Origin of the sequence: Roseateles sp. (assembly GCF_039595295.1) — a bacterium.
Classification (GTDB): Bacteria; Pseudomonadota; Gammaproteobacteria; order Burkholderiales; family Burkholderiaceae_C; genus Roseateles.
In genome coordinates, this window is record NZ_JBCNLU010000049.1 from 1 (window position 1) to 25114 (window position 25114).

Sequence of the window (25114 nt, forward strand, 5' to 3'; positions counted from 1 at the left end):
GATCATCCGCAACTTCATCATCGCGCTGGTGGTGCTGGTGATGATCGTCGCGCTGGTGAAGGCCTGCAGCAGCGACGACTGCCAGCGCTACAAGGACAGCTACGGCGAGAGCAGCGCCGAGTACCAGCAGTGCAAGCGCAGCAGCCGCGGCAGCGGGGTCGGCTATGTCGGCTCCAGCGGCGGCTCCTACGGCGGCTACAGCAGCGGAGGCGGCGGCCACAAGTAGGCCTCGCATCACGACGGATCGACGACGGATCGAAAGACTTCTCAGGAGAGCGACATGGACGGATTCGACTGGCTCAAGCCGAGCATCGTGCTAGGCTCCATCCTCTACGCCGTCATCGGCGTGCTGGTGTTCTGGATCAGCTTCGTCATCATCGACAAGCTCACCCCCTACAAGCTGTGGGAGGAGATCGTCGAGCACAAGAACATGGCCCTGGCCGTGGTGGTCGCGGCGATGTGCATCTCCATCGGTCAGATCGTCGCGGCGGCGATCCACGGTTGAGTCGATGGCACGCCTGCTCGCCGCCGCGCTGACGGTCTGCGCGATCTCGGCCGGGTGGATGGGCGCGGCGATCGCGCAGCAGAAGCCCTACGTCCCGCCGCCACCGCCCAAGCCGACCGCCGTCGCGCCCAAGGGCGACTTCACGGCCGGCCTGCCCGCGCAGGATCCGCAGACCGCGGCGGACGCCAACTCCGACGAAGCCTTCCGTGCCAAGGCCGAGGCCGCCGCGATTCAACGCAGCGGCTTGAGCGTCAAGCGCGCCGGCGCCCGGCTGATCCTGCCCACGGCATCGGGCCGGCCGGTCGTCTTCGACAGCGTGATCGGTGCCGCCAGCGACGCCAACGGCGAGACCTACCAGGACTACCGCTTCGACGGCCTCTCGCCGGATCGCGAGTTCTACGTCGTCAGCGCGACCTTCCATGAGGCCTCCGACCTCTATTGGGTCTCGCGCCAGGACGGCACGCGCTACGCGGTGCACAGCCGTCCGCAGCCCTCGCCCGACGGCAGCCTGCTGGTGGTCGCCAACGGCTCCGCGGGTCGCGACTTCAACGGCATCCTGGTCTGGGAGCGCGCCACCGGTCGGCTGATCGAGCGCTTCCGTCTGGAGCCCGAAGGTGCGCAGTACGGCTTCTATCGCGTGATGAGGTGGAAGGACAACCGCAGCATCGAACTGGAACGCCTGGTCGTCGACGGCACGACCTGCGACGGCGGCACCGGCGAGCAGCTGGTGATGCTGGTCCGCGAGAGCAACCAATGGACGCTCAAGGAGCAGACGGCACTCCTTTGCCGGCGCTGAGCCCGGCCCGATGATGCCCTTAGCACGCCGTCAGCGCGCCTCCAGCCGCTGGCCAGGATGCAATTGCCTGCCAGTTGCATCCGATGTGACGCCCGGTAATCGAACTTGTAACAGCCCCGACAGCGGACCTAGGATTTCATCAATCCTTCAATTTCAGGTCCGCTCATGAACCGAGAACAACAAGCTTCCCGCCCCTCCCTGACCCAGCGTGCGATCGCGTCGATGCTGATCGTGTCCTCCTCGCTGATGGCCCTCCCCATGCACGCGAGTGCGCAGGTCGTGCCCACCGAAGCGCTGGTGCAGCCGCAGACCACCGGCGACATCGCCGACAGCCGCGCCCGAGTCAATGCCTTCTTCGCCCGCGACGACGTGCGCCGCGCGATGGTCAAGGAAGGCGTCGACGGCAGCGCCGCGCAGGCCCGCGTGGACGCCATGTCCGACGACGAGATCCGGGCGCTCGATGGCCGCATCGCCCAGGCCCCGGCCGGCGGCGAGGTGCTGGGCATCATCTTCACCGTCTTCGTCATCCTGCTGGTGACCGATATCCTGGGCTTCACCAAAGTCTTCCCGTTCACCCGCTCGATCCGCTGAGGTCGTGATGCGCGACGCGGTACGCTTCATCGACCCCTTGCGCCAGGCCCTGCCCCCGAGGCCCACGCATGAGCCGACACGCCGCGTCGCGGCGTCAGCCTTGCTGGCGCTGACGGTCGCGGCCACGCTGATGCTGGGCGGCTGCGCGAGCACGCCGCCGCAGGTCGCCGCGCTGGAATCGCAATGGCCGGCGCAACTGCCGCCGCGCATCGACCTGTCCGCGCGCACGCCCTTCATCGCGCAGGACGACTACGAATGCGGTCCCGCCGCGCTGGCCATGCTGCTGCGCACGGCGGGCCGCACCGCCACCATCGAGCAGCTCAAGCCGCAGGTCTTCCTGCCCGGCCGCAAGGGTTCGCTGCAGACCGAGATGCTGGTGGCCACGCGCCGCCAGGGCCTGCCCGCCTACGTCCTGCCGCAGCGGCTGGACGCACTGCTGACCGAGGTCGCGGCCGGTCATCCGGTGCTGGTCTTCCAGAACCTGTCGCTGGACTTGGCGCCGGTCTGGCATTACGCGGTGGTCGTCGGCTACGACCGCGAGCGCCGCACGGTGCTGCTGCACAGCGGCAAGACTGAGCGCCAGGAAGTGGAGCTCGCCGTCTTCGAGCGCACCTGGGCTCGGGGCGAGCACTGGGCGATGACGACCATGCCGCTGGACCAGCTGCCGGCTTCGCTGGACGGCGCGCAAACCGGCGCCGCGCTGGTCGCGCTGGAGCGGCTGAACGCGCCCGCGGCGCGCAAGGGCTACCTCGCCGCGCTCACGCGCTGGCCGGGCGAGCCGGTGCTGCTGCTGGGCGCCGGCAACACGGCCTATGCGGCCAAGGACCGCCGCGCGGCGGCGCTGGCCTACGGTCGTTTGACCGATGTGCGGCCGGACATTTCCGAAGGCTGGAACAACCTGGCGCAGGTGCTGCTGGAGCAAGGCCAGCGCCGCAAGGCTTCGCTCGCGATCGAGCGCGCGGTGGCCCTCGGCGGCCCGCGGCTGGACCAGTACAAGGCGCTGCAGAAGAAGATCACGGGGATGTGATCGCGGTGGTTTTCGCTGTCCGAGTGGGCCCTCCCACTCGTCGATGTCAAACGCGAGGACGGCGCTCCGCTCCCCGCCGTCCTCCCTCTGAAAGGGGCCTCTGACAGCGGTCCGCGCGTGATAGCCTCGCGCCCCATGTCCGAACCCCACATCGCCGATTCCACGTCCCCCGACGACGGCGCGCCCGACCCCGCCAAGACCTCGCTGCCCGAGGTGCTGCTGCTGACCAGCGTCTTCGTCATCGCGGCCTGCGGTCTGGTCTACGAGCTGGCCGCCGGCGCGCTCGCCAGCTACCTGCTCGGCGACTCGGTGCTGCAGTTCTCGACCATCATCGGCGCCTATCTCTTCGCGATGGGCCTGGGCTCCTGGCTGTCGCGCTACATCGACCGGCAACTGGTCGCGCACTTCCTGCGGCTGGAGCTGCTGGTCGGCGTGATCGGCGGCCTGATGCCCGCGGCGCTGTTCACCGCGCACAGTCTGCTTCCCCCGTCCCAGGTCGGCGCCTTCCGCATCCTGCTCTACGGACTGGTGCTGCTGGTGGGCACGCTGGTCGGGCTGGAGATCCCGCTGGTGATGCGCATCCTCAAGCGCCACTTCAAGCAGCGCTATGCGCTCAAGGAACTCGTGTCGCAGGTGCTGACCTTCGACTACCTCGGCGCGCTGCTGGTCGCGGTCGCCTTCCCGCTGCTGCTGGTGCCCAACCTCGGGCTGGTGCGCACGGGGCTGTTCTTCGGGCTGCTCAACGTCGCGGTGGCGGTGTGGGCGCTGTGGCTGTTCCGGCCGGAACTGCGAGCCTGGCGCTCGCATGCGCTGGCCTGCGCGGGCAGCGTGCTCGTGCTGACGGTGGCCATGGCCGGCGCGGACCGCCTCAGCACCTGGGCCGAGGACCGCTTCTACGGCGAGCACATCGTGTTCAAGGAGAGCAGCGATTACCAGCGCATCGTCGTCACGCAGGGCGCGGCGGGCACGCGCCTCTTCCTGAACGGGAATCTGCAGTTCCACTCGCGCGACGAGTACCGCTATCACGAGGCCCTGGTCCATCCCGCGATGGCCGCGCAGGGCGCACCGCGCAAGGTGCTGGTGCTGGGCGGCGGCGACGGGATGGCGGTGCGCGAGATCCTGCGCTATCCCTCCGTCGAGCAGGTCACTCTGGTGGAGCTGGATCCGCACATGACGCGCCTGTTCGGGACCATGCCGCTGCTGCGCCAGCTCAATCACGACGCGCTGCTCAGCCCCAAGCTCAAGATCATCAACACCGACGCCTTCGGCTGGCTGGAGACCACCGACCAGACCTTCGACGTCATCGTCATCGACTTCCCCGACCCCAGCAATTTCGCGCTGGGCAAGCTCTACACCGCCAGTTTCTACAAGCTGGTCGACCAGCATCTGGCCGCGTCCGGCTACGCGGTGATCCAGGCGACCTCGCCGCTGGTGGCGCCGCGCGCCTACTGGACGGTGGTGAACACGGTGGAGTCGGTCGGCCTGACCGCCACGCCCTATCACGCCCATGTACCCAGCTTCGGTGAATGGGGCTACGTGCTGGCCAGCCGCCGTCCCTGGTCCCTGCCGCGCCAGCTGCCCGACGGCCTGCGCTTCCTGACCATCGCCGGCATTCCGTCGCTGATGAACTTCCCGCCGGACATGGCGCGGCCCGAGGGGCTGGAAGTGAACCGGCTGTCCAACCAGGTGCTGGTGCACGAGTTCGAACGCGAATGGGGCAAGCTGCATTGAAGCGCCGCGACTTGCTGGCGCTGTCCCTGCTGCCGCTGCTGTCGGCCTGCGGGCGCGACGCGCGACCGATGGCGGAGCGGCTCGCCTCGCGCGTCGCCGAGCTGCCCGGCGGCTGGACCGGCGCGGCCTGGGAGCGCGGCCATCGGCTGCGCGGCGCCCTGCCCGTCTGGTCGGCGGCCACCGATGCGCCCAAGCGGGCGCAGGTGCTGGTGCTCGGCGCGGGCATCGCGGGCCTGGCCTGTGCGCGCCGGCTGCGATTGCGCGGGGTCGATGTCGCGCTGCTCGACGTCGAGGACAGTCCCGGCGGCAACAGCCGCGGCCATCGGATCGGCGCCGGTCCCGCGCGCGGCGAGGGCCTGCGCTGCCCGCTGGGCGCGCACTATCTGCCGACGCCGAATCCCGAGGCGCTCGAGGTGCAGGCGCTGCTGGAGGATCTGGGACTGGCGCGACACGAGGCGGGCCGCTGGGTCTACGAGGAACGCTGGCTCTGCCACAGCCCGCAGGAGCGCTTGTGGTGGCAGGACCAATGGATCGACGGCCTGTTGCCGCCGCCGGAGTCGCCCGAGGTCCTCGCCCAGTACCGCCGCTTCGGCGAACTGGTGGAGCGTGCGCGTCACGAGGTCGGGTTCTCCATGCCCACGGCGCACCGCGCCTGGACCCCCGCGCATCAGGCGCTGGACGCGCGCAGCTTTTCATCGTGGCTGGACGAGCACGGCCTCGACGCGAAGCCGCTGCGCTGGTACATGAACTACTGCTGCCTCGACGATTACGGCGCGGATGCCTCGCAGGTCTCCGCCTGGGCCGGACTGCACTACTTCGGCAGCCGCCACGGCTTCATGAGCGGCGAGGAGCACGAGGCGGTGCTGACCTGGCCGCAAGGCAACGGCTGGCTGTCGGAGCGCCTGGCCGCCCCGCTGGGCGAGGCCTTCCATGGCGGGCACACGGCGCTGCGCGTGCGCGAGGAACGGCACGGCGTGTCCGTGCTGGTCTGGAACGAGCGCGCGCAGGCGACCGAGCGCTGGGAGGCCGATCAGGTGGTGCTGGCGATGCCGCTGTTCATCGCGGCGCGGCTGGTGGAGCAGCCGCCCGCGGCGCTCACCGAGGCGGCGGCCGGCATGCGCTACGCGCCGTGGCTGGTGACCAATCTGCTGCTGGACGCGCCGCCGCTGGAGCGGCTGGGGGCGCCGCTGTCCTGGGACAACGTGGTCTACGGCGGGGAGTCGCTGGGTTACGTCAATGCGGCGCAGCAGTCGTTGGACCCCAGCCGCGGCCCGATGGTGCTGACCGCCTACCGCGCGCTGCACGAATCGCAGCGCAAGAATCTGCTGCAAGAGGATTGGCGCGTCTGGGCGGGTCGCGTGCTGGCCGACATGGCGCCGCTGCATCCTGATCTGCCCGAGCGCCTCCAGCGCGTGGAGCTGATGCGCTACGGTCATGCGATGAGCATCCCGCATCCGGGTCTGCGCGGTTCGGCGGCGCTGACGGCGCTGCGCGAGCAGGCGCAGGGACGACTGCACGCCGCGCATGCGGATCTGGCGGGCTACTCGGTCTTCGAGGAAGCGTTCACGCAGGGGGAGAAAGTGGCGACGCGATTGCTGCGTTCGGCGCGCTCGGGAAACTAGAGGCGCGCCTCAAGCTCGCGGTCCTGGACGTGACAGCGCCGGGCGCCGGCCTTGCCCAGAATCCACAGATCTTCAATGCCTTGAGCCGCCATGCCCCACGACCTCGACCAAGCCATCCTGCTGGCGCCCGCCGGCGGCGACCGCTTCGCCGGCGCGACCACGCCGGCCTACGCCAACATGGTCGGCCCCTTCGGCGGCACGACCAGCGCGGCGATGCTCAACGCGGTGCTGCTGCATCCGGCGCGCATCGGCGAGCCGATCGCGCTGACCGTCAACTTCGCGAGCGCCCTCGCCGACGGCGCCTTCGAGATCGACGCCCGTCCCGCCCGCACCAACCGCTCGACGCAGCACTGGGTGCTGGAGCTGACGCAGAACGGCGAGGTCGCCGCCACCGGCAGCGCCGTCTTCGCGCAGCGCCGCGACACCTGGTCCGCGCACGAGGCCGAGCGTCCGGCCGACGTGCCGCCCGCCGAAGAGCTCAGGCGCATGCCGACGGCGGGCTCACCGGCCTGGGTGTCGCGTTACGACATGCGCTTCCTGCCGGGCTACGCGCCGGGGCCCTTCAACGGCGAGGAGCAATCGCACTCGGTCAGCCGCTTCTGGGTGCGCGACGAGCCGCCTCGGCCGATGGACTTTCCGTCCCTCGCCGCGATCTGCGACTGCTTCTTCCCGCGCATCTTCATCCGTCGCCGCCGCCCGGCGCCCATCGGCACGGTGACGCTGTCGACCTACTTCCACGCCGACACCACCCTGCTCGCGCAGCAGAGCGACCGCCACGTGCTGGCGAGGGCCAAGGCGCTCAACTTCCGCAACGGCTACTTCGACCAGACCGCCGAGGTCTGGAGCGACGACGGCCAGATGCTGGCGTCGACGCATCAGATGGTTTACTTCAAGGAGTGATGGGCGTCGGCTGATACACGCGGATTCGAGCTTCCAGCATGGGCTTGAGCTCGCGTGTCGCCACGCGAATGTCGTATTCAGCTTGCAGGTTGAGCCAGAACCTCGGATCCATGCCGAAGAAGAGCGCGAGCCGCATGGCCGTATCCACGGTCACCGGTCGCTGCCCGTTCACCAGATCGCTCACCCGGCTTGGGGGAACGTCGATGTCGGCCGCCAACTGACGCGCGGTCAGCTTCATGGGCTTCATGAATTCCTCAAGGAGGATCTCCCCGGGATGAATTTCGTCGAGCAACTTCGCCATATGAGTCCTAGTGATAGTCGACGATCTCGACGTGATGCGGTCCGTCCGACCGCCACACGAAGCAAATGCGCCACTGATCATTGATCCGGATGCTGTGCTGACCTTTCCTGTCCCCGGCCAAGGCCTCCAGCCGGTTGCCGGGAGGAACCTTCAAGGCGCCCAGCACGGTCACCGCGCTGAGCACGAGCAGCTTTCGTCTTGCCACCCGCTCAATGCGCTTGAAGCGAGGCACCGCTTGGCTGAGGAAGAGTGCCTCGGTGTCGGCACAGGCGAATGAGCAGATCATGCCACATGATGTTCCGCGCCACGGAATCCGCCAATCAGAACACTTTGTACATCCACCCCTTGCGACCAACCACAATTGGCGTCAACCGACTGCAATCCGCTGGTCGCGTTCGGCTGGGCGCTCCCCAATGAGAACGAGCGCCCCGCTTTCGCAAGGCGCTCGTCGAGCGTCAGTGAGCAAGACCTGGCACGTGCTCGCGCGCCGACGGTCAGCAGCGGCTCAGCCCCCTGTCACCGGTGGAAAGAACGCCACCTCCGCGCCGTCCTTGACCGGCGTGTCCTCCGGCTGGATCTGCTGGTCCACCGCGCAGCGGATCGCGCGGCCGCGCGCGAGCGCCTCGGCATGCGCCGCATCCTTCGCGATCAGGGCATCGCGGATCGACCCCAGCGTCGCGCCGGCGTGATGCTCGATGCGCTCGTCGGTCCCGAGAGCCTCGCGCAGCGAGGCGAAATAGCGGACGGTGATGGTCATGTCGTTACAGCTCTCTTGCTCGGTTCGATCGTCAGAACAGGTCGTTGAAGGGGAGGAAGCGCAGCAGCTGGCCCGGATCGACCGTCGCGCCGGGCGGCAGGTCGATCAGGCCGTCGGCCCAGGCGGCCGAGCTCATCACGCCGGAACTCTGGTTGCCGAAGAGCGCCAGCCCGCCCGACTCGGTCACCCGCGCGCGCAGGAACTCGCGGCGCTTGTCGGCCTTGGTCCAGGTGAACTCCGCCGGCAGCAGATAGCCGCGCGTCGCCAGCTGCGTCGCGCCCTGCATCCGCAGCAGCACCGGCCGCACGAACAGCAGGAAGGTCACGAAGCTGGACACCGGATTGCCCGGCAGCCCCATGTACCAAGTGCGCCCGCCGACGCTGGTGACCTCGCCGAACGCCAGCGGCTTGCCGGGCTTGATCGCGATCTGCCACAGGTCCAGGCGGCCTTCGCGCTCCAGCGCAGGCTTGAGATGATCCTCCTCGCCAACGGACACGCCGCCCGAGCTCAGGATCAGATCCGCGTCCTTCGCCGCCTCGCGCAGCGCGGCGCGGGTCGCCTCCAGCGAATCCGGCACGATGCCCAGATCCCGCACCTCGCAGCCCATGGCCAGCAGCAGCGCATGCAGCGTCGTGCGGTTGGAGTTGTAGATCTGGCCCGGCCCCAGCGGCTGCCCCGGCAGCACCAGCTCGTCGCCGGTGGAGAACAGCGCCACGCGCGGCCGCGCCGCGACCTCCAGTGTCGCCGCCCCCGCCGTCGCGGCCAGGCCCAGCGAGGCCGCATTCAGCCGCGCGCCCGCCGGGATCACGACCTGACCGACCCGCAGATCCTCGCCGCGACGCCGAATGTGCAGCCCCTCGACCAGGGGAGCGTTCAGGCGCACCTGCCCGAGACCGCCCGCGGCATCGGGGAGAACCTCGCACATCTCCTGCATCAGCACGGAGTCGGCGCCCTCCGGCACCGTGGCGCCGGTGAAGATCCGCGCCGCCGTGCCGGGCCGCAACGCCGTCGGCACCGAGCCCGCCGCGATGCGCTGGGACAGCGGCAGCACCGCGCCCTCGCCGCCCGCCGCTGCGACATCGGCCGCGCGCATCGCGTAGCCGTCCATCGCGCTGTTGTCGTAGGGCGGCACGTCCAGCGGCGAGATCAGATCGCGCGCCAGCACGCGGCCGCGCGCCAGCGCCGTCGTCACCGATTGCGTTCGCTCCAGCGAGACCACCTGCGCGAGCAGGCGCTCCACCGCCTCGTCCATCGGCAGCATGGGCGCGCGCACGGGCGCGCCGCCGGCGGGCTTCTTGTCCTCAGACATGGTCCACCACGAACTGCTTCACCAGATCCACCGACACCGGCAGCACGGTCACGCGCTTGGGGCGGTCCTCGAGGTCCGCCAGCGCGGCCGGCCGCGGCGGGACGATGCCCAGCGCTTCCTCGATGGTCGCGGCGAACTTGGCCGGCAGCGCCGTCTCCAGCACCAGCATGGGCACGCCCTCGCGGCGCTTCTCCAGCGCGACCTTCAGGCCGTCGGCCGTGTGCGTGTCGATGACGACGCCATAGCGCTGGTGGCACAGCTGGATGGTCTTCACCCGGTCCGCATGCGTGCTGCGGCCGGAGACGAAGCCGTAGCGCTCGCCGATGCGGGCGCGCTCCTCGGCGGTGATCTCGAAGAAGCCCTGGGAGGCGAGTTCCTCGCCGAACAGCTGCTTCACCCGCGCCGTGTCGCGGTCCAGCAGATCAAAGACGAAGCGCTCGAAGTTGCTGGCCTTGGAGATGTCCATGGACGGGCTGGAGGTCTCCAGCGTGTGCTCGGCGCCGCGCGGACGGTAGACGCCGGTGCGGAAGAACTCGTCCAGCACGTCGTTCTCGTTGGTCGCGACGACCAGCTGCTCGATGGGCAGGCCCATCTGGCGCGCCACGTGGCCGGCGCAGACGTTGCCGAAGTTGCCCGACGGGACGGTGAAGCTGACGCGCTCGGTGTCGGACTTGGTGGCCTGGAAATAGGCCGCGAAGTAGTAGACGACCTGCGCCAGCAGCCGCGCCCAGTTGATCGAGTTGACCGTGCCGATGCGGTACTGGCGCTTGAAGGCCAGGTCGTTGGAGACCGCCTTGACGATGTCCTGGCAGTCGTCGAACACGCCCTGCAGCGCCAAGTTGTGGATGTTGGCTTCCTGCAGGCTGAACATCTGCGCCTGCTGGAAGGGGCTCATGCGGCCGTGCGGGCTGAGCATGAAGACCTGGATGCCGGCCTTGCCGCGCATCGCGTACTCGGCGGCGCTGCCGGTGTCGCCGGAGGTCGCGCCCAGGATGTTGAGCGTCTCGCCGCGGCGCTTCAATTCGTACTCGAAGAGCTGCCCCAGCAGCTGCATCGCCATGTCCTTGAAGGCCAGCGTCGGGCCGTTGGACAGGGCCACCAGCGCCAGGTTCGGTTCCAGCGGCTTGAGCGGCGTGATCTGCGGCGTGCCGAAGACCGCTTCGGTATAGGTGCGGCCGACCAGCGCCTTCAGGTCATCCGCGGGGATGTCGTCGATGTAGAGCGACAGGATCTCGATCGCCAGGTCCGCATAGGACAGGCCGCGCCAGCGCGCGAGCGTGGCGGCGTCGACTTGCGGATACGAGGTCGGGAGATACAGGCCGCCGTCCGGGGCCAGGCCCTCGAGGAGGATGTCGCTGAAGTGGCGTTCGGCCTTGTCGCCGCGGGTGCTGAGGTATTTCACGGGGAAGCGCGTCCGTTGGAGCGAAGGGATTCTTGAATGGCCAGACTGTGCGCCAGCGCGTCACGGTGCTGGGATTGATGGGGAAAAGCTTCGGCGAGACGGTGCCGAAGAACAAGGGCATTGTCGACGTGCGACCGCGCGGCGGCCAGCTCCTCGTCCGATGCGGCGATGCCGGCATCTGCCCGCCGGATCAGCGACAGGGCGAGGCCCTCGAGACAATCAGCGAGCTCGGCCAGCACGCCATGGCTGTCACCCTCCACCTTGCGAAGCTCCTGATACAGCGACAGGGCCTCGGACCAGCAGGCGCTCGCCTCGTCCCAGCCTTGCGCGCTCGTGAAAGCCCGTGCCAGGTGTTGAAGCGTGATGGCCAGGTCGCGCAGCGTCGACGGGCTGCGCGCAGACTGCTCCACCAGCTGGCGCGCCAGGGCCAGGCTGTTCTGCAGCTCGTCGATGGCGGTCGCCGCATCGCCCATGGCCAGATGCGCGGCAGCCAGCCCTTCCAGCACGATCGTCCGCATCCGCAGCGCGTCGGCCGTATCGCCATGACGCGCGAGCAGCTGAGCAATCAGGGACTGGCATTCGCCGAATGTCGCGACGGATGCCGCTGCGTCCTCCAACTGCGCCTGAGCCTCGCCCAAACGCGTCAGCGCGTTGATCAGCAAGTGGATGGCGCGGACCGAATGTCCCATCTCCTGCGCGTAGCGTCGGGCCAAGGCAACGGCCTCCTCGTACAACTCCAGGGCCGCCGGCCACTGCTGCTGTCGATCGACCAGATCGCCCTGGGCCATCAGGCCGGTCGCCAGATCGACGAGCAGCGCGAGATTCTCGGGAGACTCCGAGATCAGGGTCTGCAGCAGGGCGACGCTCTCGTCGATCGAGGCGCGCGCCGCATCCGCCTGATTGATGTAATCCTGGGCCGCGCCCAGATCGATCAGCCACTGCGCGAGGACGGTACGAACGCGGACCGGATCGGCCGCCTCGGCCAACAGCCCTCGTTGCACGGCCACGGCCTGGCGATACCGGTCCACAGCTTCGTCCGCCCGCCCCGAATCGAAGAATCGCGCGGCCTGCCGCATCAGAAGCTTGGCCTGCAGCCCCTCCTGGCTCAGCACCTCGCGCGTCGTGTCGGACAGCTCGGACCAACGGTCCTGTGCCGCCCTCAACACCGCATCCGCTTCCTCGGTCCGATACAACTCCACCAGGACATCGCTGATGTTGATCAGCAGCGAAATCACGCGCCGCAGCTTCCAGGGCGATGCGCCCCCGGCGGCCTCCCAAAGGGCCAGGGCCTCGCGGTAGAAGCGCAGCGCCGCTTCGTATTGGCCGAGATCGAACTTCACGTCGCCCAGCCGCTCGGCCGTCACGCGCCGCTCCACCGCAAAGGCGTCGGCATCACCGGCGCGCATACGCAGACCGTCGAGCCGCTCGAACGCTTCATTCAGCGCCGCTTCAGCCTCCTCCCAGCGATCGGACTGATGCAGCTGATCGCCCAGCGAGGTCAGCTGAACGGCCAGATCTCGCACGGCGGCTTCAGCGCCTTGCTCGGCAGCCTCTCGGGCCCTGGCCACGGCCGACGACAGCGCATCGACGTCCAGCACATCGACGTCCCCGGCCGATTCGTCGCGAGGCCTCGTGAACGGGCGAACGTCGGCGCGCGCCGGCCCGCCGTCGCGCGGCGCGACGATCCGCGCCGACATCGTCCGGATGTGCCACAGGTCCGGGGCGACGGCCGCGACCTGCGCCTGCCAGGCGGGCGGCAACGCGATCACCAACGGCCGCCTGAAGTGTTGCTGCAACCAGCTGCGCCACTCGTTCAGCCGATAGAGCACCTGATGCCGTGCGTCCTCCCAGCCGCCGGTGGCATGCGGATCGAGTGTCGTCAACTGCAGCCAGACCGGCGCGCGCAGCGCGGGACGGGCGATCACCTCGCCTTCCAGCTCCTGGATCACCGCCGCGGCGGCGCCGACAGGCGAAGCCGGCTGGATCAAGCTCAAGGGCGCGGTACGCCAGGCCCAGACGTCGTCCAGGCGCGTGCGTAGCTCCTGCAGCGAGCGCGAATCCTCGGCATACAGAAACACCAGGCACAGCCCGCGGGATCGCGTCAGATGCAGGTTCATCTCGGCCCACACCGCGTCCCGGTTCGACGCCGCGCTCGCGGGCGTCGCGGCCATCACGGCTCCGACAGCTGAGACGCGTCGACCTCGTCGCGCAGCAGCCAATGCACGTCACACCAGTCCTCGCTGTTGCGATAGCCCAGGATCAATCCGCTGTCGAAGAGTCGGGCCAAGCTCGACAAGTTCTCGATCTTGTCGAGCCCGGTGCCGTTGCTGGTCCTGACCTTCTTCAGCCAATGGATGTCGGCTTCGGCCAGCGGCATCTCGTTGCGCAACTCCTGCTCGGCCGCCTGCGCCCAGCGCGGATTGCGCATGGGGACGGTCTCGCCCGACAAGATGGCCTTGGTGCACAGCGTGCGCATCAGACGGAAGAACTCCCGCGGACTGCCGCTCGACGCCTGGATCATGCGTTGCGTCAGCGCCGGATCCACGGTCTGGTCCAGCGGTGGGTAGCGCTTGAGCAGGCACTCCTTCATCAGCGCCACGCCGGGCGCGAACAGCCGAGGGGTGCCATCCCCCAGGCGCGGGCGCTCGAACACCTTCACATGAGGCAAGGTGCAGACGTTCACGCCGAAGTAGGACCCCAGCTTGGGCACCAGATGCGGCAGATACGGGGGGATGCTGTAGACGACGTTCAGGGACTTGAACTTCAGGTGCTCGGCGTAGGTGTCGAAGGTCCGTTGGATCGCCTCGTAGCGCTTGTCCGCGCCCACCCCGCCGAAGCGCAGCCGCTCCAGCGAATCCAGGATGAGCACCACCTTGCGCTCCGGCTTGCCCTTGCGCAGGTACTGGACCATCTCGTCGGCGAACGCCTCGACATCGTCGGAGAAGGTCCCCAGCGACTCCCGCACCGCGCCGACGACCTTCTCGCGCAGCGTCGGATTGTTCTTCAGCACCGCCTTCACGCTGGCCTTGGCGCCTGCGGCATCCACCGCAGCCGTCAGCTCCGGCACTTCGACCTGCGTGCGCGCGAAGTAGTCCTTCAAGCGCGTGAAGTAGCCCCGCACCAGGGGGTCGCCGCCGCTCAGCCGCTCGACCTCCTCGGACAGGGCCGCCATCATGGTCAGCAGCAGCAACTCGATGCTGATCTCTTCGGCGAGGTTCAGGTACTCACCCATGTCGGCGACCACCGCCACGTGCCCCGCGGCGCGCAACTCATGGGCGACCCGGCGCAGCTCCGTCGACTTGCCCACACCGCGATGCCCGGTGAAGTACCAGGCCCCCGGCGTCTTGTTGCGCTTGATCTGGAAGATCAGTTCCTCGACCGGACTCGGCCCTTCCGTCTTGTGCAGGTCGGCCACGTACAGCCGCTGGTCCTCGACACGGTCGATGTCAAGCGGCGCGTCGTTGTCGAGCGCGTCGTAGAGATCTTCCAGCGAGGCCGCGGCGGGCGTCATGGTCAGGCCAGCTCTTCCTTGCGCAACCGAACGATGGGGGCCAGCACCGTCTCCAGCGCCTGCATCTGCGCCAGCGCCTTGGCCATGCGGCCTTCCTGCGTGTCGTGGGTCAGGATGATCAGGTCGGTCTGGCTTTCGCCCTCGGCGGACTCGCGCTGCAGCACCGCGTCGATGCTGATCTGGTGCTCGGCCAGGATGGTCGTGATGCGCGACAGCACGCCCGCCTGGTCCGCCACCCGCAGGCGCAGGTAGAACGCGGTCTGCACATCGGCCATCGGCAGGATGGGCGTGTCGTTCATCGCGTCCGGCTGGAAGGCCAGGTGCGGGACGCGGTGATCCGGATCGGCCGTCGCCAGACGCGTGATGTCGACCAGATCGGCGATCACCGCCGAGGCCGTCGGCTCCGCGCCCGCGCCCTTGCCGTAATACAGCGTCGTGCCGACCGCGTCGGCCTGCACCAGCACGGCGTTCATCGCGCCCTCGACGTTGGCGATCAGCCGGCCCGCCGGGATCAGCGTCGGATGCACGCGCAGCTCGATGCCGTTCTCACGACGGCGGGCGATGCCCAGCAACTTGATGCGGTAGCCCAGTTGCTCGGCGTACTTGATGTCGGCGGCCTGCAGCTGGGTGATGCCCTCGACATGGGCGCGGTCGAACTGCACCGGGATGCCGAAGGCGATCGCGCTCATGATCGTGGCCTTGTGCGCCGCGTCCACGCCCTCGATGTCGAAGGTCGGATCGGCCTCGGCATAGCCCAGCCGCTGCGCCTCCTTCAGCACCGTGCCGAAGTCCAGCCCCTTGGAGCGCATCTCCGACAGGATGAAGTTGGTCGTGCCGTTGATGATGCCGGCGATCCACTCGATGCGGTTGGCGGTCAGGCCCTCGCGCAGCGCCTTGATGATGGGGATGCCGCCGGCCACCGCGGCTTCGAACGCCACCATCACGCCCTGCTCGCGGGCGGCGGCGAAGATCTCGCTGCCGTGCACCGCCAGCAGCGCCTTGTTGGCCGTGACCACGTGCTTGCCGGCCTTGATCGCGTCCAGCACCAGCGTGCGCGCGATGCCGTAACCGCCGATCAGCTCGACCACGATGTCGATCTCGGGATTGGCGATCACCTCGCGGGCGTCGCCCACCACGGTGCAGGCGTCGCCGACGATGCTGCGGGCGCGCTCGACGTCCAGGTCGGCCACCATCGCGATCTCGATGCCGCGGCCCGCGCGACCGCGGATCTCCGCCTGGTTGCGGCGCAGCACTTGAAAAGTACCGGAGCCGACGGTGCCGATGCCCAGCAGGCCAACTTTGATCGGATTCATCGCTATGTCTTTCAGAAGGTCGAGAGGTCAGCGCGCGTGGCGCTTGCGGTAGGTCGCCAGGAAGCGTTCGATGCGGCCCACGGCCTCACGGAGGTCGTCCGTATTGGGAAGGAACACCAGTCGGAAATGATCGGGAGACTTCCAGTTGAAGCCCGTCCCCTGGACGATCAGCACCTTCTCTTCGGCCAGCAGCTCATAGGCGAACTGCTGGTCGTCCTCGATCGGGTAGATCTTGGGGTCGAGGCGGGGGAACATGTACAGCGCGGCGCGCGGCTTGACCACGCTCACGCCGGGAATCTGGCTCAGCAGCTCATAGGCGAGGTCGCGCTGACGCGCCAGCCGGCCGCCCGGGGCCACCAGGTCCTTGATCGACTGGTAGCCGCCCAGGGCGGTCTGGATCGCGAGCTGGCCGGGCGTGTTCGCGCACAGCCGCATCGAGGCCAGCATGTTCAGCCCCGTGATGTAGTCGGTCGCGTGGCGCTTGTCGCCGGAGACCACCATCCAGCCGGCGCGGTAGCCGCAGCTGCGGTAGTTCTTGGACAGGCCGTTGAACGTGAGCGTCAGCACGTCCTCGGCCAGCGAGGCGATGCTGGTGTGGACGTTGCCGTCGAACAGCGTCTTGTCGTAGATCTCGTCGGCCAGGATGATCAGCTGATGCTGGCGGGCGATCTCGACGATCTCGCGCAGCAGCGGCTCGGGATACAGCGCACCGGTCGGGTTGTTGGGGTTGATGACGACGATCGCCTTGGTGCGCGGGGTGATCTTGGCCTTGATGTCGGCGATGTCCGGGAACCAGTCGCTGGTCTCGTCGCAGATGTAATGCACCGGGGTGCCGCCCGACAGCGCGACCGCGGCCGTGTACAGCGGGTAGTCCGGCGCGGGGAGCAGCACCTCGTCGCCGTTGTCCAGCATCGCGTTGAGCGACATCACGATCAGCTCGGATGCGCCGTTGCCCAGATAGACGTCGTCGACGCCCACGCCGGAGATGCCCTTCTCCTGGCAGTAATGGACGACCGCCTTGCGCGGGGCGAAGAGGCCTTTCGAGTCCGTGTAGCCCGCGGCGTCGGGCAGGTTGCGGATCATGTCCTGGACGATCTCGTCCGGAGGCATCAGGCCGAAGGCGGCGATGTTGCCGATGTTCAGCTTGATGATCTTCTGCCCTTCCTCTTCCATCTGCCGGGCCTTGTCCAGCACGGGTCCGCGGATGTCGTAGCAGACATTGGCCAATTTGCTGGACTTGGTGACGGTTCTCAAGATGACTCCGGCGCTGAGTTTCAGAGGGGAAAATGCGAACCGTCGATTTAAACACAGGGCCATCCCGGGTAATCCCGCGCGCTTGCGGGCGCACCCTGCGTCGCTGCCAAAATCAGCCTCAATGAAATTTCAACTCGACCAGCCGCAGGGCGGCAACAACATCTCCAAGCACGACCTGCGTCATGTGTGGGTCAACGGCGTCGAACACGCCCGCAGCGTGCTGGTGCCGTGGCAGGGTCAGCCCCAAGCCTGGGACCTCACGCGCTTCGAGGACCTCACCGAGGCCCACTTCGAGCGCATCCTCGCGCTCAAGCCGGAGCTGGTGATCTTCGGCAGCGGCGCCAAGCTGCGCTTCGCCAAGCCGAACCTGTACCGACCGCTGATCCAGGCCCGCATCGGCATGGAGACCATGGACATCGGCGCGGCCTGCCGCACCTATAACGTGCTGGCCAGCGAAGGCCGAGCGGTATTGGCGGCGCTGCTGATCGAGGACTGAGGGCGCGCGTCGGATCCCTCGCGCCCACGGCTCCGCCCGGCCTGCTTCCCCTCTCTCTGGGGATCTGCTCACTCGTCCATGCCATCCGGGGCGAGGAACGACCCATTCAACGTATAATCGCTGGCTATGCCCGCCCGGGCACATCTCTCTGAAGAACTCCACATGACGCCAGCGCTCAACAAACCTCTCCCGGACATTGAAGCTCTTGCCACGGGAGGCGTGAAGTTCACGCCACAGGCCTTCCTGGGCAAGGTTGTGGTGCTGTACTTCTACCCCAAGGACAATACCCCGGGCTGCACCACCGAGGCGATGCAGTTCCGCGACCACCACAAGGAGTTCGTGAAGGCCGGCGCCGTGGTGCTCGGAGTGTCCCGCGACAACATGGCCTCGCACGACAAGTTCAAGCAGAACCTGGAACTGCCCTTCGACCTGATCGCCGACACGGAAGAGAAGCTCTGCCACATGTTCGGCGTGGTCAAGAACAAGATCATGTACGGCAAGAAGGTCAAGGGCATCGAGCGCTCGACCTTCCTGATCGACGCCCAAGGCATCCTGCGCGAAGAATGGCGCGGTATCAAGGTCGCCGGTCATGTCGACGAAGTTCTCAAGGCCGTCAAGGCCCTGAAGAAGGAAGCCGCCTGATCCTTTGAAGCCTCGGCCCGCGAGGGCCGAGCGCGCTCCAAGACGACCCGCCGATGCGGTCCTCCCCCGAGGCCGCCTCTGCGGGTTTTTCATTGCGGGCGCCGGCATGGCGTCCGACAGCGCGACTGCCGTTTGTCCGTCATTTGGACAGCCGGCGACTTGTGCATAATCGGCCGCATGCCCCTGCCCCTGAACGCAGCGAATCAATCCCCTCGGACGAGCCGCACCCGCCCCGGTGCGGCTTTTTGTCTTCTGGGGATCGCTGACGCCTTCGAGGCCCCCGGTGCCGCCGACACCTCCGGCACCGCCACCGCCCGTCAGGGTCGGGGCATGACCCCTGGTCCGCGTGGACCCAGGCTCTCCAAGCAAGAACGACATTCCCGCTCATGCCACTGCCCAAGCCTCCGACCAAGCGCGCCAGTCGCCTAGACCCCGAAGCTTTCGCGACCGATCTGTCGCCCAGCAAACGTCCTCCCGCGCTCGAGGCCCCCACGACCGTCACCGCCGCCGTCAACACCGCCCAAGCGGAGTTGCCGTCGGTCGCCGCGCCGCAAGCCGCGGCCGCCCGGTCGCGCGCCGAGCCCGTGGAAGCGCGCGGCGGCCACTCGCCGTCGCTGGCGCTGGTCGCCCCCGCCGCCCCCAGCGGCGCGAAAGCCCCCGCCAAGAAAGCCGCCCCCAGTCGCGCCAAGACGCGCAGGCCGGTCGGCGACCCCAAGCTGTTCGTGCTCGACACGAATGTGCTGATGCACGACCCGATGTCGCTGTTCCGCTTCGAGGAGCACGACATCTACCTGCCCATGATCACGCTCGAGGAGCTGGACGGCCACAAGAAGGGCATGACCGAGGTCGCCCGCAACGTGCGTCAGGTCAGCCGCGATCTGGACGCCCTGGCCGCGTCGCTGAAATCGAGCTCCGTCGAGGAGATGTCCAAGGGCCTGCCGCTGGACCAGACCGGTCATCGCGAGGCCGGCGGCAAGCTGTTCTTCCAGACGACGCTGTTCGACACCCCGCTCCCGCAGGGGCTGCCGCAAGGCAAGGCCGACAACCAGATCCTGGGCGTGGTCCAGGCCCTGAAGGCGCAGCAACCGGGTCGCGAGGTGGTGCTGGTGTCCAAGGACATCAACATGCGCATCAAGGCCCGCGCGCTGGGCCTGCCCGCCGAGGATTACCGCAACGACAAGACGCTGGAGGACTCGGACCTGCTGTACACCGGCGTCCAGGCCCTGCCGACGGACTTCTGGGAGCGCCACGGCAAGACCATGGAGAGCTGGCAGCAAGGCGGCACCACGTTCTACCGGATCAGCGGCCCGCTGGTGCCGACGCTGCTGGTCAACCAGCTGGTCTATCTGGAGGCGCCCGGCGCGGCGCCGCTGTATGCGAAGGTCCAGGAGATCACCGGCAAGACCGCGGTCCTGCGCACGCTCAAGGACTTCGGCCACCAGAAGCATTCGGTGTGGGGCGTGACCGCGCGCAATCGCGAGCAGAACTTCGCCCTGAACCTGCTGATGGATCCCGACTGCGACTTCGTCACGCTGACCGGCTCGGCCGGCACCGGCAAGACGCTGATGACGCTGGCGGCGGGTCTGTCGCAAGTGCTGGACGAGCGCCGCTACAGCGAGATCATCGTCACCCGCGTGACCGTGCCGGTCGGTGAGGACATCGGCTTCCTGCCGGGCACCGAAGAGGAAAAGATGAGCCCGTGGATGGGCGCGCTGGACGACAACCTGGAAGTGCTGGCGCGCGGCGACAGCACCGCCGGCGAGTGGGGTCGCGCGGCCACCAACGACCTGGTGCGCAGCAAGATCAAGATCAAGAGCCTGAACTTCATGCGCGGGCGCACCTTCCTGAACAAGTACGTGATCATCGACGAGGCGCAGAACCTGACGCCCAAGCAGATGAAGACGCTGATCACGCGCGCGGGTCCGGGCACGAAGATCGTCTGCCTGGGCAACCTGGCGCAGATCGACACGCCGTACCTGACGGAAGGCAGCTCGGGTCTGACCTTCGCGGTCGACAAGTTCAAGGGCTGGGCCCACAGCGGGCATGTCACGCTGGCTCGCGGCGAGCGCTCGCGACTGGCGGACTTCGCCTCGGAAGTGCTCTGAGTAACGCTCGCTCAACCCAACAAAGCCACCCCTCGGGGTGGCTTTTTCATGGGCGCTTGATGTCGGGCCTCGGGCGGCGAGCGGCCCGGCTCACTCGCCGGCGAGCTTGGAATCCGCCGTCTCCTCAGCGGTCCCCTCGTCGCGGCGCAACTGGTAGAAGATGAAGGCCGCCATCGCCGCCATGGCGCCCAGCGCCAAATAGGTCATGTGGAAGGCCGGCACCAACGCCGAACCCTCGCTGCGCGGCAGCCCGTGCGAGAACAGCAGCAGGAAGGCGCTGGACGTGGCCACACCCAGGCTCATGGACAACTGCATGACGACCGCCAGCAGACTGTTGCCGCCGCTGGCCGTGCGCTCATCCAGGTCGCCCAGCGTCAGCGTGTTCATCGCGGTGAACTGCATGCTGTTGACCATGCCGAAGACGCCCAGATGGATGGCCAGCCAGACATGGCCTACATCAGGCGGGATCAACGCGAAGCTCGCGATCAGCCCGCCCAGCAGCAGCGTGTTGACGATCAGCACCCGGCGATACCCGACGCGGCGGATCAGCCGGGTCGCCAGAGTTTTGGTGAACATCGCCCCCAGCACCGACGGGATCATGGACAGCCCCGCCTCGCTGGGCGTGAAGCCCAGGCCCAATTGCAAAAACAACGGCGTGAGGAAGGGCGTGGCACCGCTGCCCAGCCGCGCGAACACGTTGCCCAGCAGTCCGATGCGGAAGGTCGGCACCTTGAACAGCGCGGGCGAGAACAGCGGCTCCTCGGTGCGGGTCGCATGCAGCCAGTAGGCCATCATGCAGGCCACGCCGGCCACCAACATCACGACGCAGACGGCGATGCTGACCACGTGCTCGCCGAAACCCTGCAGCGCCAGCGACATCAGCATCAGCCCGATACCGAACAGCAGATAGCCGCTCCAGTCGAAGCGCCGGCCGATCGGGCCGAGGATCTGCGGCATGTAGCGGCGGCAGGCCCAGGCGCCGGCCAGGCCCACCGGCAGATTGATCAGGAAGATCCAATGCCAGCTCACGAACTGCGTGAGCACGCCGCCCAGCGTCGGCCCCAGCAGCGGCCCGACCAGACCGGGCAGGCTGATGAAAGTCATCACCGAGAGGAACTCGGATTTGGGGAAGGCGCGAATCACCGCCAGCCGGCCGACCGGGACCAGCAGCGCGCCGCCCACCCCCTGCACGACGCGGGCGACCACCAGCGCATGCAGGCTGGGCGAGACCGCGCAGGCCAGCGAGCCCAGGCTGAACAGCCCGATCGCCCACATGAAAACGGTGCGGGTGCCGAAGCGGTCGGCCAGCCAACCGGAGGCCGGGATCAGCAGCGCCACCGTCAGCAGGTAGGCGACCACCGCCGACTGCATGCGTAGCGGATCCTCGCCCAGGCTGCGGGCCATGCCGGGCAGCGCCGTGTTGAGAATGGTGGTGTCCAGCGTCTGCATGAAGAAGGCCAGCGCCACGACCCAAGGGAGCCAGCGCCGGGTCGACTCGTCCAGCGGCGGGCGGCCGGCGGCCATCGCGGCCACGGCGGCGCTGGGCGGGGCCGCGGCGCCGGAGGAGGCGCCGGGCGCGGCCGGATGATCGACGGGGATGGGCTGAGCGGGGGGAGCGGCGGCGGGATCGGTCGCGGAGGAACCGTCCGGTGGCAGGCGAGCGTCGGCGGACATGGGCTCGAGTATCGGACGGCTCGCCCGGCGTACGATGTCCACCCTTCTTGCGGCGTACGAATGCCGCTCAGCGCTCCGCCGCCCTCGCCGACCCTCACCCGCCGCTTCCGCCCCTCGCCCACCCGGTCCCCGCCTGCCATGCGTTTCTATGTTTCCGATCTCGACGGCACCCTGCTCGACCCGCAGGCGCAGCTTTCGAGCGTCACCCGCGCCCACCTCACCGAGCTCCTGGCCGAAGGCCTGGCCTTCACCGTCGCCAGCGCGCGGCACGTGGTCTCGATCGCCCGCATCCTGGACGGGCTGCCCATCAGGCTGCCGGTCGTGTCCTCCAACGGCGCCTACATCAGCGACCTGCGCACCGGCCGGCACGAGCTGGTCAATGCGATGGAGCCCGCGCTGGGCCAGGCGATCTTCGCCCTGGTGCGGCGGCACGGGCTCATGCCCTTCGTCGCGACGCACGGCGCCAAGGGCGATCGGCTCTTCTGGCAGGAAGTGCAGAACGAAGGCCAGCAGCGCTTCGTCACCGAGCGTCAACGCAACGCCGATCCGCGGCTGCGCCATGCCCAGCGGATTCAGGACGAGCTCGTCGACCCGCTGGTGACGATGCTGGTGGTGGCGCGCATGGAGCCGCTGGCCGCGCTGCAGGCGGAGATCCACGCCCTGTGCGGCGATCTGGTCACCACGCACTTGGCTGAGGATCTCTACATGCCGGGCTGGCCCTGGCTGAACGTGCACGACCGGCGCGCCAGCAAGGACCAGGCGATCACCACGCTGGCCGAGCGCTACGCGCTGCGGGAGCGCGAGCTGGTCGTTTTCGGCGACCAGGTGAACGACCTGTCCATGTTGAAGGCGGCCCACCATGCGGTGGCCGTCTCCAACGCCAGCGACGACGTCAAGCTGGCCGCGCACCGGATCATCGGTCCGCATCACGAGGACGCGGTGGTGCACTTCATCCGCGAGGACTGGGCCGCGCGGATGAAGTCCTAGGGCTCACTTCGTCTTCAGGTAGTCGAAGAACGCGTTCGAGTTGGAGTCGCGGCCCAGGAAGTCGCGGACCAGCTCGGGCGCCGGCAGTTCGCCGCCGCGCTGGAGGATCTTCTCGCGGTAGCGCTTGCCGACCTCGGTGCTGAGCTTGTCCGGCGCGAAGGCGGTGCGCAGGTCCATCGCGACCACCAGGCTCCACAGGTAGCCGTAGTAGCCGGCCCCGTAGCTGCCCGCGATGTGGGAGAAGCCGGCCGGGAACATCGTGCCCTTCACATAGCCCAGCGGCGTCGCGCCCTCCATGGACGCCCACAGCGCCATCGGGTCCTGCGCGTCCTTGCCGTGCAGCGCCAAGTCGTAGCTCGCATACAGATGCTGACGCGCGAACTTGGAGCCCTTCCCATAGTCGCGGGCCGCGCGGGCCTTGGCGATCAGCTCATCGGGCACGGGCTTGCAGGTCGGGCAGACGTCGGCCATCAGCTTGAGCACCTGGGGGTCGTAGACCCAGTCCTCCAGCATCTGCGAGGGGGCCTCGACGAAGTCGTGCATCACCGAGGTCCCACCCTGCAGCGCATAGCGGGTGCGCGACAGGTTGTTGTGGACCGCGTGGCCCAGCTCATGCAGCAGCGTTTCCAGCTCGTCCAGCGTCAGCCCCTTGCGGTCGAAGTTGACCACCAGCGCCGAGGCCGGGTTGCGGCCGATCTTGGTGCTGCTGGCGCGCAGCGGCCAGACGGCGGCGTGGTTGTACTTGCCCTCGCGTGGATACAGGTCCACGTAGAGCGTCGCCATCGGTTGGCCGCTGGCCGCGTCGCTGACGACGAAGGTCTTCACCTCGGGCTGCCACACGTCGGTGTTGGCCACCTCGGTGTGCTTCACGCCCATCATCTTGTCGATGACATGTTGGGCGAAGGCCAGGCTTTCGGCGGGCGGGAAGTACTCGCGGAAGGCTTCCTGGTCGACCGTGTAGCGGGCCTTGCGGATGCGCTCGGCATAGAAGGTCGCGTCCCAGCGCTCGACGGTGGTCGCGTCGGCGGGCGTGCCCAGGTGCTCGGCCTTGGCCTTGCGCAGCTCGACCAGGTCGGCGCGCTCGCCGTCGGCCACCACGCCCTTCACGTCGTCGAGGAAGCGCCAGGCCGTGGCCGCGTCCTTGGCCATCTGGCGGCGCAGGTTGAAGTCGACGAAGTTGGAGTAGCCGAACAGCCCCGCGTACTCCTTGCGCAGCTTGGCGATCTCGGCGAGCCGGTCCAGATTGGCCTGGCCGCCCTCGGTGAACTTGGCGCGGAACATGCGCTCGCGCGCCGCGGCCGACTCGGCCTGCTGCATCACCGGGACGAAGCTGGGGTAGTCGACGCCCAGCACGACGCGGCCATCGGCGTCGCGCGGCTTGCTCTTCCAGACGCTCTCGGGCACGCCCTTGAGCTCAGCTTCGGTGAAGGCGACCTTCACGCCGGCATCACGAATGGTCTTGTTGAACTGCTGATCGAGCTCGGTCAGCTTGTCCAGGATCTGCTTGGCGCGCTGGCGCTTGGCCTTGGGCAGCGCGACCCCGCTGTCCTCGAAGACGCCGGAGGCCACGCGCACCAGTTCGCGGTCGATGGCGTCGGCGGCCGGGGCCTTCTTCAGCGCGCGGTAGAGGGTCTCGTTCTGGGCTTGGCCGTTGGCGAAGTCGGCCCAGCGCAGGGAGCAGGCTTGCGCGGCGTCGCGGACCGCCTTGTCGGGATGCACGTTCAGCACGAAGTCGGTCGGGCCGTGGGCGTCTTCCTGACGGGCCATCATCGCGTCGTAGGCGCCCAGCCAGCCGGCGTCGATCTTGCGGCGCTCGAGCTGGCGCAGTTCCGTGCGGGCGGTTTTCAGGCCGGCGTCGCAGAAGCGGTCGACGGACTTGGCGTCGGCGAAGCTCGGGAAGGCGGGCGTGGGCAGGGTCGCGGCGCTGACGGGCGCGAGCGCGGCGGCGAGCAGCGCGCCGGCGCTCAGGATGAAAGCGTTCTTCTTGGACATGAGGGCTCCTGGTCGGATGGGGCCGGAGGCGGCTGGATGGCCGCGGCGGCGGGCGGATTCTGCGCTTCGGGCGGGGCCGTCCCGAAAGTCGGAAGGCGAGCGGCGGCCGGCTGTCGCCAGAACCCGTCAACCGAGGGTTGATCCGGCTTGAGGACTCGTATGGCTCCCTCGCCCGCTTGCGGGAGAGGGCGGGGGAGAG

Annotated in this window: 22 protein-coding genes and 1 pseudogene; 12 read left to right on the top strand and 11 right to left on the bottom strand. The window is 68.4% G+C overall.

Translation table 11 applies throughout. The features are described from left to right. The 8 genes and pseudogenes from ABDW59_RS22215 to ABDW59_RS22250 form a co-directional block, all read left to right on the top strand. Positions 1-226: pseudogene (locus ABDW59_RS22215) on the top strand (DUF4178 domain-containing protein); the annotation flags it as partial. A 54-nt stretch (positions 227-280) separates the two neighbouring features. Beyond that, a complete protein-coding gene (locus ABDW59_RS22220) occupies positions 281-505 on the top strand; it encodes a DUF350 domain-containing protein (RefSeq protein ID WP_343633235.1) in 225 nt (74 codons plus the stop codon). A gap of 4 nt (positions 506-509) precedes the next feature. Beyond that, complete coding sequence (locus tag ABDW59_RS22225; RefSeq protein WP_343633237.1) at positions 510-1301, top strand: hypothetical protein; 792 nt, start codon at positions 510-512, stop codon at positions 1299-1301. Between the two features lie 165 nt (positions 1302-1466). Beyond that, the gene (locus ABDW59_RS22230; protein ID WP_343633239.1) at positions 1467-1892 is read left to right on the top strand and encodes a PA2779 family protein; all 426 of its coding nucleotides are present in this window, start codon (positions 1467-1469) and stop codon (positions 1890-1892) included. Positions 1893-1899: 7 nt separating this feature from the next. Further along, a complete protein-coding gene (locus ABDW59_RS22235) occupies positions 1900-2919 on the top strand; it encodes a PA2778 family cysteine peptidase (protein ID WP_343633241.1) in 1020 nt (339 codons plus the stop codon). Between the two features lie 135 nt (positions 2920-3054). Continuing rightward, the gene (locus ABDW59_RS22240; RefSeq protein ID WP_343633243.1) at positions 3055-4650 is read left to right on the top strand and encodes a polyamine aminopropyltransferase; all 1596 of its coding nucleotides are present in this window, start codon (positions 3055-3057) and stop codon (positions 4648-4650) included. After that, positions 4632-6272 carry an FAD-dependent oxidoreductase gene (locus tag ABDW59_RS22245; RefSeq protein WP_343633245.1) on the top strand — a complete coding sequence of 547 codons (1641 nt, stop codon included), beginning with the start codon at positions 4632-4634 and terminating at the stop codon, positions 6270-6272. Before ABDW59_RS22240 ends, ABDW59_RS22245 begins: the two co-directional genes overlap by 19 nt. A gap of 90 nt (positions 6273-6362) precedes the next feature. Beyond that, positions 6363-7172 (top strand): thioesterase family protein, encoded by an 810-nt coding sequence (locus ABDW59_RS22250; RefSeq protein WP_343633247.1) that lies wholly within the window; start codon positions 6363-6365, stop codon positions 7170-7172. Here the strand turns inward: ABDW59_RS22250 and ABDW59_RS22255 are convergent. The 9 genes from ABDW59_RS22255 to ABDW59_RS22295 form a co-directional block, all read right to left on the bottom strand. Continuing rightward, a complete protein-coding gene (locus ABDW59_RS22255; protein ID WP_343633249.1) occupies positions 7162-7473 on the bottom strand; it encodes a HigA family addiction module antitoxin in 312 nt (103 codons plus the stop codon). The two genes, ABDW59_RS22250 and ABDW59_RS22255, sit on opposite strands and share 11 nt — an antisense overlap. Before the next feature lie 7 nt (positions 7474-7480). Beyond that, the gene (locus ABDW59_RS22260) at positions 7481-7759 is read right to left on the bottom strand and encodes a type II toxin-antitoxin system RelE/ParE family toxin (RefSeq protein WP_343633251.1); all 279 of its coding nucleotides are present in this window, start codon (positions 7757-7759) and stop codon (positions 7481-7483) included. A 219-nt stretch (positions 7760-7978) separates the two neighbouring features. Further along, positions 7979-8230 (bottom strand): molybdopterin converting factor subunit 1, encoded by a 252-nt coding sequence (gene moaD / locus ABDW59_RS22265; protein WP_343633254.1) that lies wholly within the window; start codon positions 8228-8230, stop codon positions 7979-7981. A gap of 31 nt (positions 8231-8261) precedes the next feature. Beyond that, a complete protein-coding gene (gene glp / locus ABDW59_RS22270; protein WP_343633256.1) occupies positions 8262-9539 on the bottom strand; it encodes a gephyrin-like molybdotransferase Glp in 1278 nt (425 codons plus the stop codon). After that, a complete protein-coding gene (gene thrC / locus ABDW59_RS22275) occupies positions 9532-10941 on the bottom strand; it encodes a threonine synthase (protein WP_343633258.1) in 1410 nt (469 codons plus the stop codon). The genes glp and thrC overlap by 8 nt, the downstream gene beginning before the upstream one ends. Continuing rightward, positions 10938-13112: a tetratricopeptide repeat protein gene (locus ABDW59_RS22280; RefSeq protein ID WP_343633260.1), complete on the bottom strand. Its 2175-nt coding sequence runs from the start codon at positions 13110-13112 to the stop codon at positions 10938-10940. Before ABDW59_RS22280 ends, thrC begins: the two co-directional genes overlap by 4 nt. Continuing rightward, positions 13112-14452 (bottom strand): hypothetical protein, encoded by a 1341-nt coding sequence (locus tag ABDW59_RS22285; RefSeq protein ID WP_343633262.1) that lies wholly within the window; start codon positions 14450-14452, stop codon positions 13112-13114. Before ABDW59_RS22285 ends, ABDW59_RS22280 begins: the two co-directional genes overlap by 1 nt. Positions 14453-14454: 2 nt before the next feature. Next, positions 14455-15765, bottom strand: coding sequence for a homoserine dehydrogenase (locus ABDW59_RS22290; protein WP_343633264.1), 1311 nt, complete (start codon positions 15763-15765; stop codon positions 14455-14457). 27 nt (positions 15766-15792) lie between these two features. Continuing rightward, entirely contained in the window at positions 15793-17019 is a 1227-nt protein-coding gene (locus tag ABDW59_RS22295; protein WP_343633266.1) for a pyridoxal phosphate-dependent aminotransferase, read from the bottom strand. Positions 17020-17140: 121 nt separating this feature from the next. On the opposite strand from ABDW59_RS22295, the gene ABDW59_RS22300 reads away from it, so the two are divergent. The 3 genes from ABDW59_RS22300 to ABDW59_RS22310 all read left to right on the top strand — a co-directional run bounded on the left by ABDW59_RS22300 (position 17141) and on the right by ABDW59_RS22310 (position 20262). Next, positions 17141-17515, top strand: a complete 375-nt coding sequence (locus ABDW59_RS22300) for an Mth938-like domain-containing protein (RefSeq protein ID WP_343633268.1) — start codon at positions 17141-17143, stop codon at positions 17513-17515. A gap of 162 nt (positions 17516-17677) precedes the next feature. Then, the gene (locus tag ABDW59_RS22305; protein ID WP_067064109.1) at positions 17678-18157 is read left to right on the top strand and encodes a peroxiredoxin; all 480 of its coding nucleotides are present in this window, start codon (positions 17678-17680) and stop codon (positions 18155-18157) included. Positions 18158-18543: 386 nt separating this feature from the next. Further along, a complete protein-coding gene (locus ABDW59_RS22310; RefSeq protein WP_343633271.1) occupies positions 18544-20262 on the top strand; it encodes a PhoH family protein in 1719 nt (572 codons plus the stop codon). Between the two features lie 90 nt (positions 20263-20352). Here ABDW59_RS22310 and mdtD read toward each other — a convergent pair whose 3' ends face one another. Continuing rightward, on the bottom strand, positions 20353-21936 hold the full coding sequence (gene mdtD / locus ABDW59_RS22315; RefSeq protein ID WP_343633273.1) for a multidrug transporter subunit MdtD: 1584 nt from the start codon (positions 21934-21936) through the stop codon (positions 20353-20355). Positions 21937-22074: 138 nt separating this feature from the next. On the opposite strand from mdtD, the gene ABDW59_RS22320 reads away from it, so the two are divergent. Continuing rightward, the gene (locus ABDW59_RS22320; RefSeq protein WP_343633275.1) at positions 22075-22923 is read left to right on the top strand and encodes an HAD family hydrolase; all 849 of its coding nucleotides are present in this window, start codon (positions 22075-22077) and stop codon (positions 22921-22923) included. 3 nt (positions 22924-22926) lie between these two features. Here the strand turns inward: ABDW59_RS22320 and ABDW59_RS22325 are convergent, their stop codons facing one another. Then, entirely contained in the window at positions 22927-24915 is a 1989-nt protein-coding gene (locus tag ABDW59_RS22325) for a M3 family metallopeptidase (protein ID WP_343633277.1), read from the bottom strand. Positions 24916-25114 lie beyond the last annotated feature (199 nt).

Bases quoted from the DNA above. Each gene is read 5' to 3' on its own strand.
- ABDW59_RS22230 (WP_343633239.1), top strand. From the start codon at position 1,467: ATGAACCGAGAACAACAAGCTTCCCGCCCCTCCCTGACCCAGCGTGCG.
- ABDW59_RS22320 (WP_343633275.1), top strand. From the start codon at position 22,075: ATGCGTTTCTATGTTTCCGATCTCGACGGCACCCTGCTCGACCCGCAG.
- ABDW59_RS22235 (WP_343633241.1), top strand. From the start codon at position 1,900: ATGCGCGACGCGGTACGCTTCATCGACCCCTTGCGCCAGGCCCTGCCC.
- ABDW59_RS22240 (WP_343633243.1), top strand. From the start codon at position 3,055: ATGTCCGAACCCCACATCGCCGATTCCACGTCCCCCGACGACGGCGCG.
- ABDW59_RS22220 (WP_343633235.1), top strand. From the start codon at position 281: ATGGACGGATTCGACTGGCTCAAGCCGAGCATCGTGCTAGGCTCCATC.
- ABDW59_RS22285 (WP_343633262.1), bottom strand. From the start codon at position 14,452: ATGACGCCCGCCGCGGCCTCGCTGGAAGATCTCTACGACGCGCTCGAC.
- ABDW59_RS22325 (WP_343633277.1), bottom strand. From the start codon at position 24,915: ATGTCCAAGAAGAACGCTTTCATCCTGAGCGCCGGCGCGCTGCTCGCC.
- mdtD (WP_343633273.1), bottom strand. From the start codon at position 21,936: ATGTCCGCCGACGCTCGCCTGCCACCGGACGGTTCCTCCGCGACCGAT.
- ABDW59_RS22225 (WP_343633237.1), top strand. From the start codon at position 510: ATGGCACGCCTGCTCGCCGCCGCGCTGACGGTCTGCGCGATCTCGGCC.
- ABDW59_RS22300 (WP_343633268.1), top strand. From the start codon at position 17,141: ATGAAATTTCAACTCGACCAGCCGCAGGGCGGCAACAACATCTCCAAG.
- ABDW59_RS22305 (WP_067064109.1), top strand. From the start codon at position 17,678: ATGACGCCAGCGCTCAACAAACCTCTCCCGGACATTGAAGCTCTTGCC.
- ABDW59_RS22280 (WP_343633260.1), bottom strand. From the start codon at position 13,112: ATGGCCGCGACGCCCGCGAGCGCGGCGTCGAACCGGGACGCGGTGTGG.
- ABDW59_RS22245 (WP_343633245.1), top strand. From the start codon at position 4,632: ATGGGGCAAGCTGCATTGAAGCGCCGCGACTTGCTGGCGCTGTCCCTG.
- ABDW59_RS22290 (WP_343633264.1), bottom strand. From the start codon at position 15,765: ATGAATCCGATCAAAGTTGGCCTGCTGGGCATCGGCACCGTCGGCTCC.
- moaD (WP_343633254.1), bottom strand. From the start codon at position 8,230: ATGACCATCACCGTCCGCTATTTCGCCTCGCTGCGCGAGGCTCTCGGG.
- glp (WP_343633256.1), bottom strand. From the start codon at position 9,539: ATGTCTGAGGACAAGAAGCCCGCCGGCGGCGCGCCCGTGCGCGCGCCC.
- ABDW59_RS22260 (WP_343633251.1), bottom strand. From the start codon at position 7,759: ATGATCTGCTCATTCGCCTGTGCCGACACCGAGGCACTCTTCCTCAGC.
- ABDW59_RS22250 (WP_343633247.1), top strand. From the start codon at position 6,363: ATGCCCCACGACCTCGACCAAGCCATCCTGCTGGCGCCCGCCGGCGGC.
- ABDW59_RS22310 (WP_343633271.1), top strand. From the start codon at position 18,544: ATGCCACTGCCCAAGCCTCCGACCAAGCGCGCCAGTCGCCTAGACCCC.
- ABDW59_RS22255 (WP_343633249.1), bottom strand. From the start codon at position 7,473: ATGGCGAAGTTGCTCGACGAAATTCATCCCGGGGAGATCCTCCTTGAG.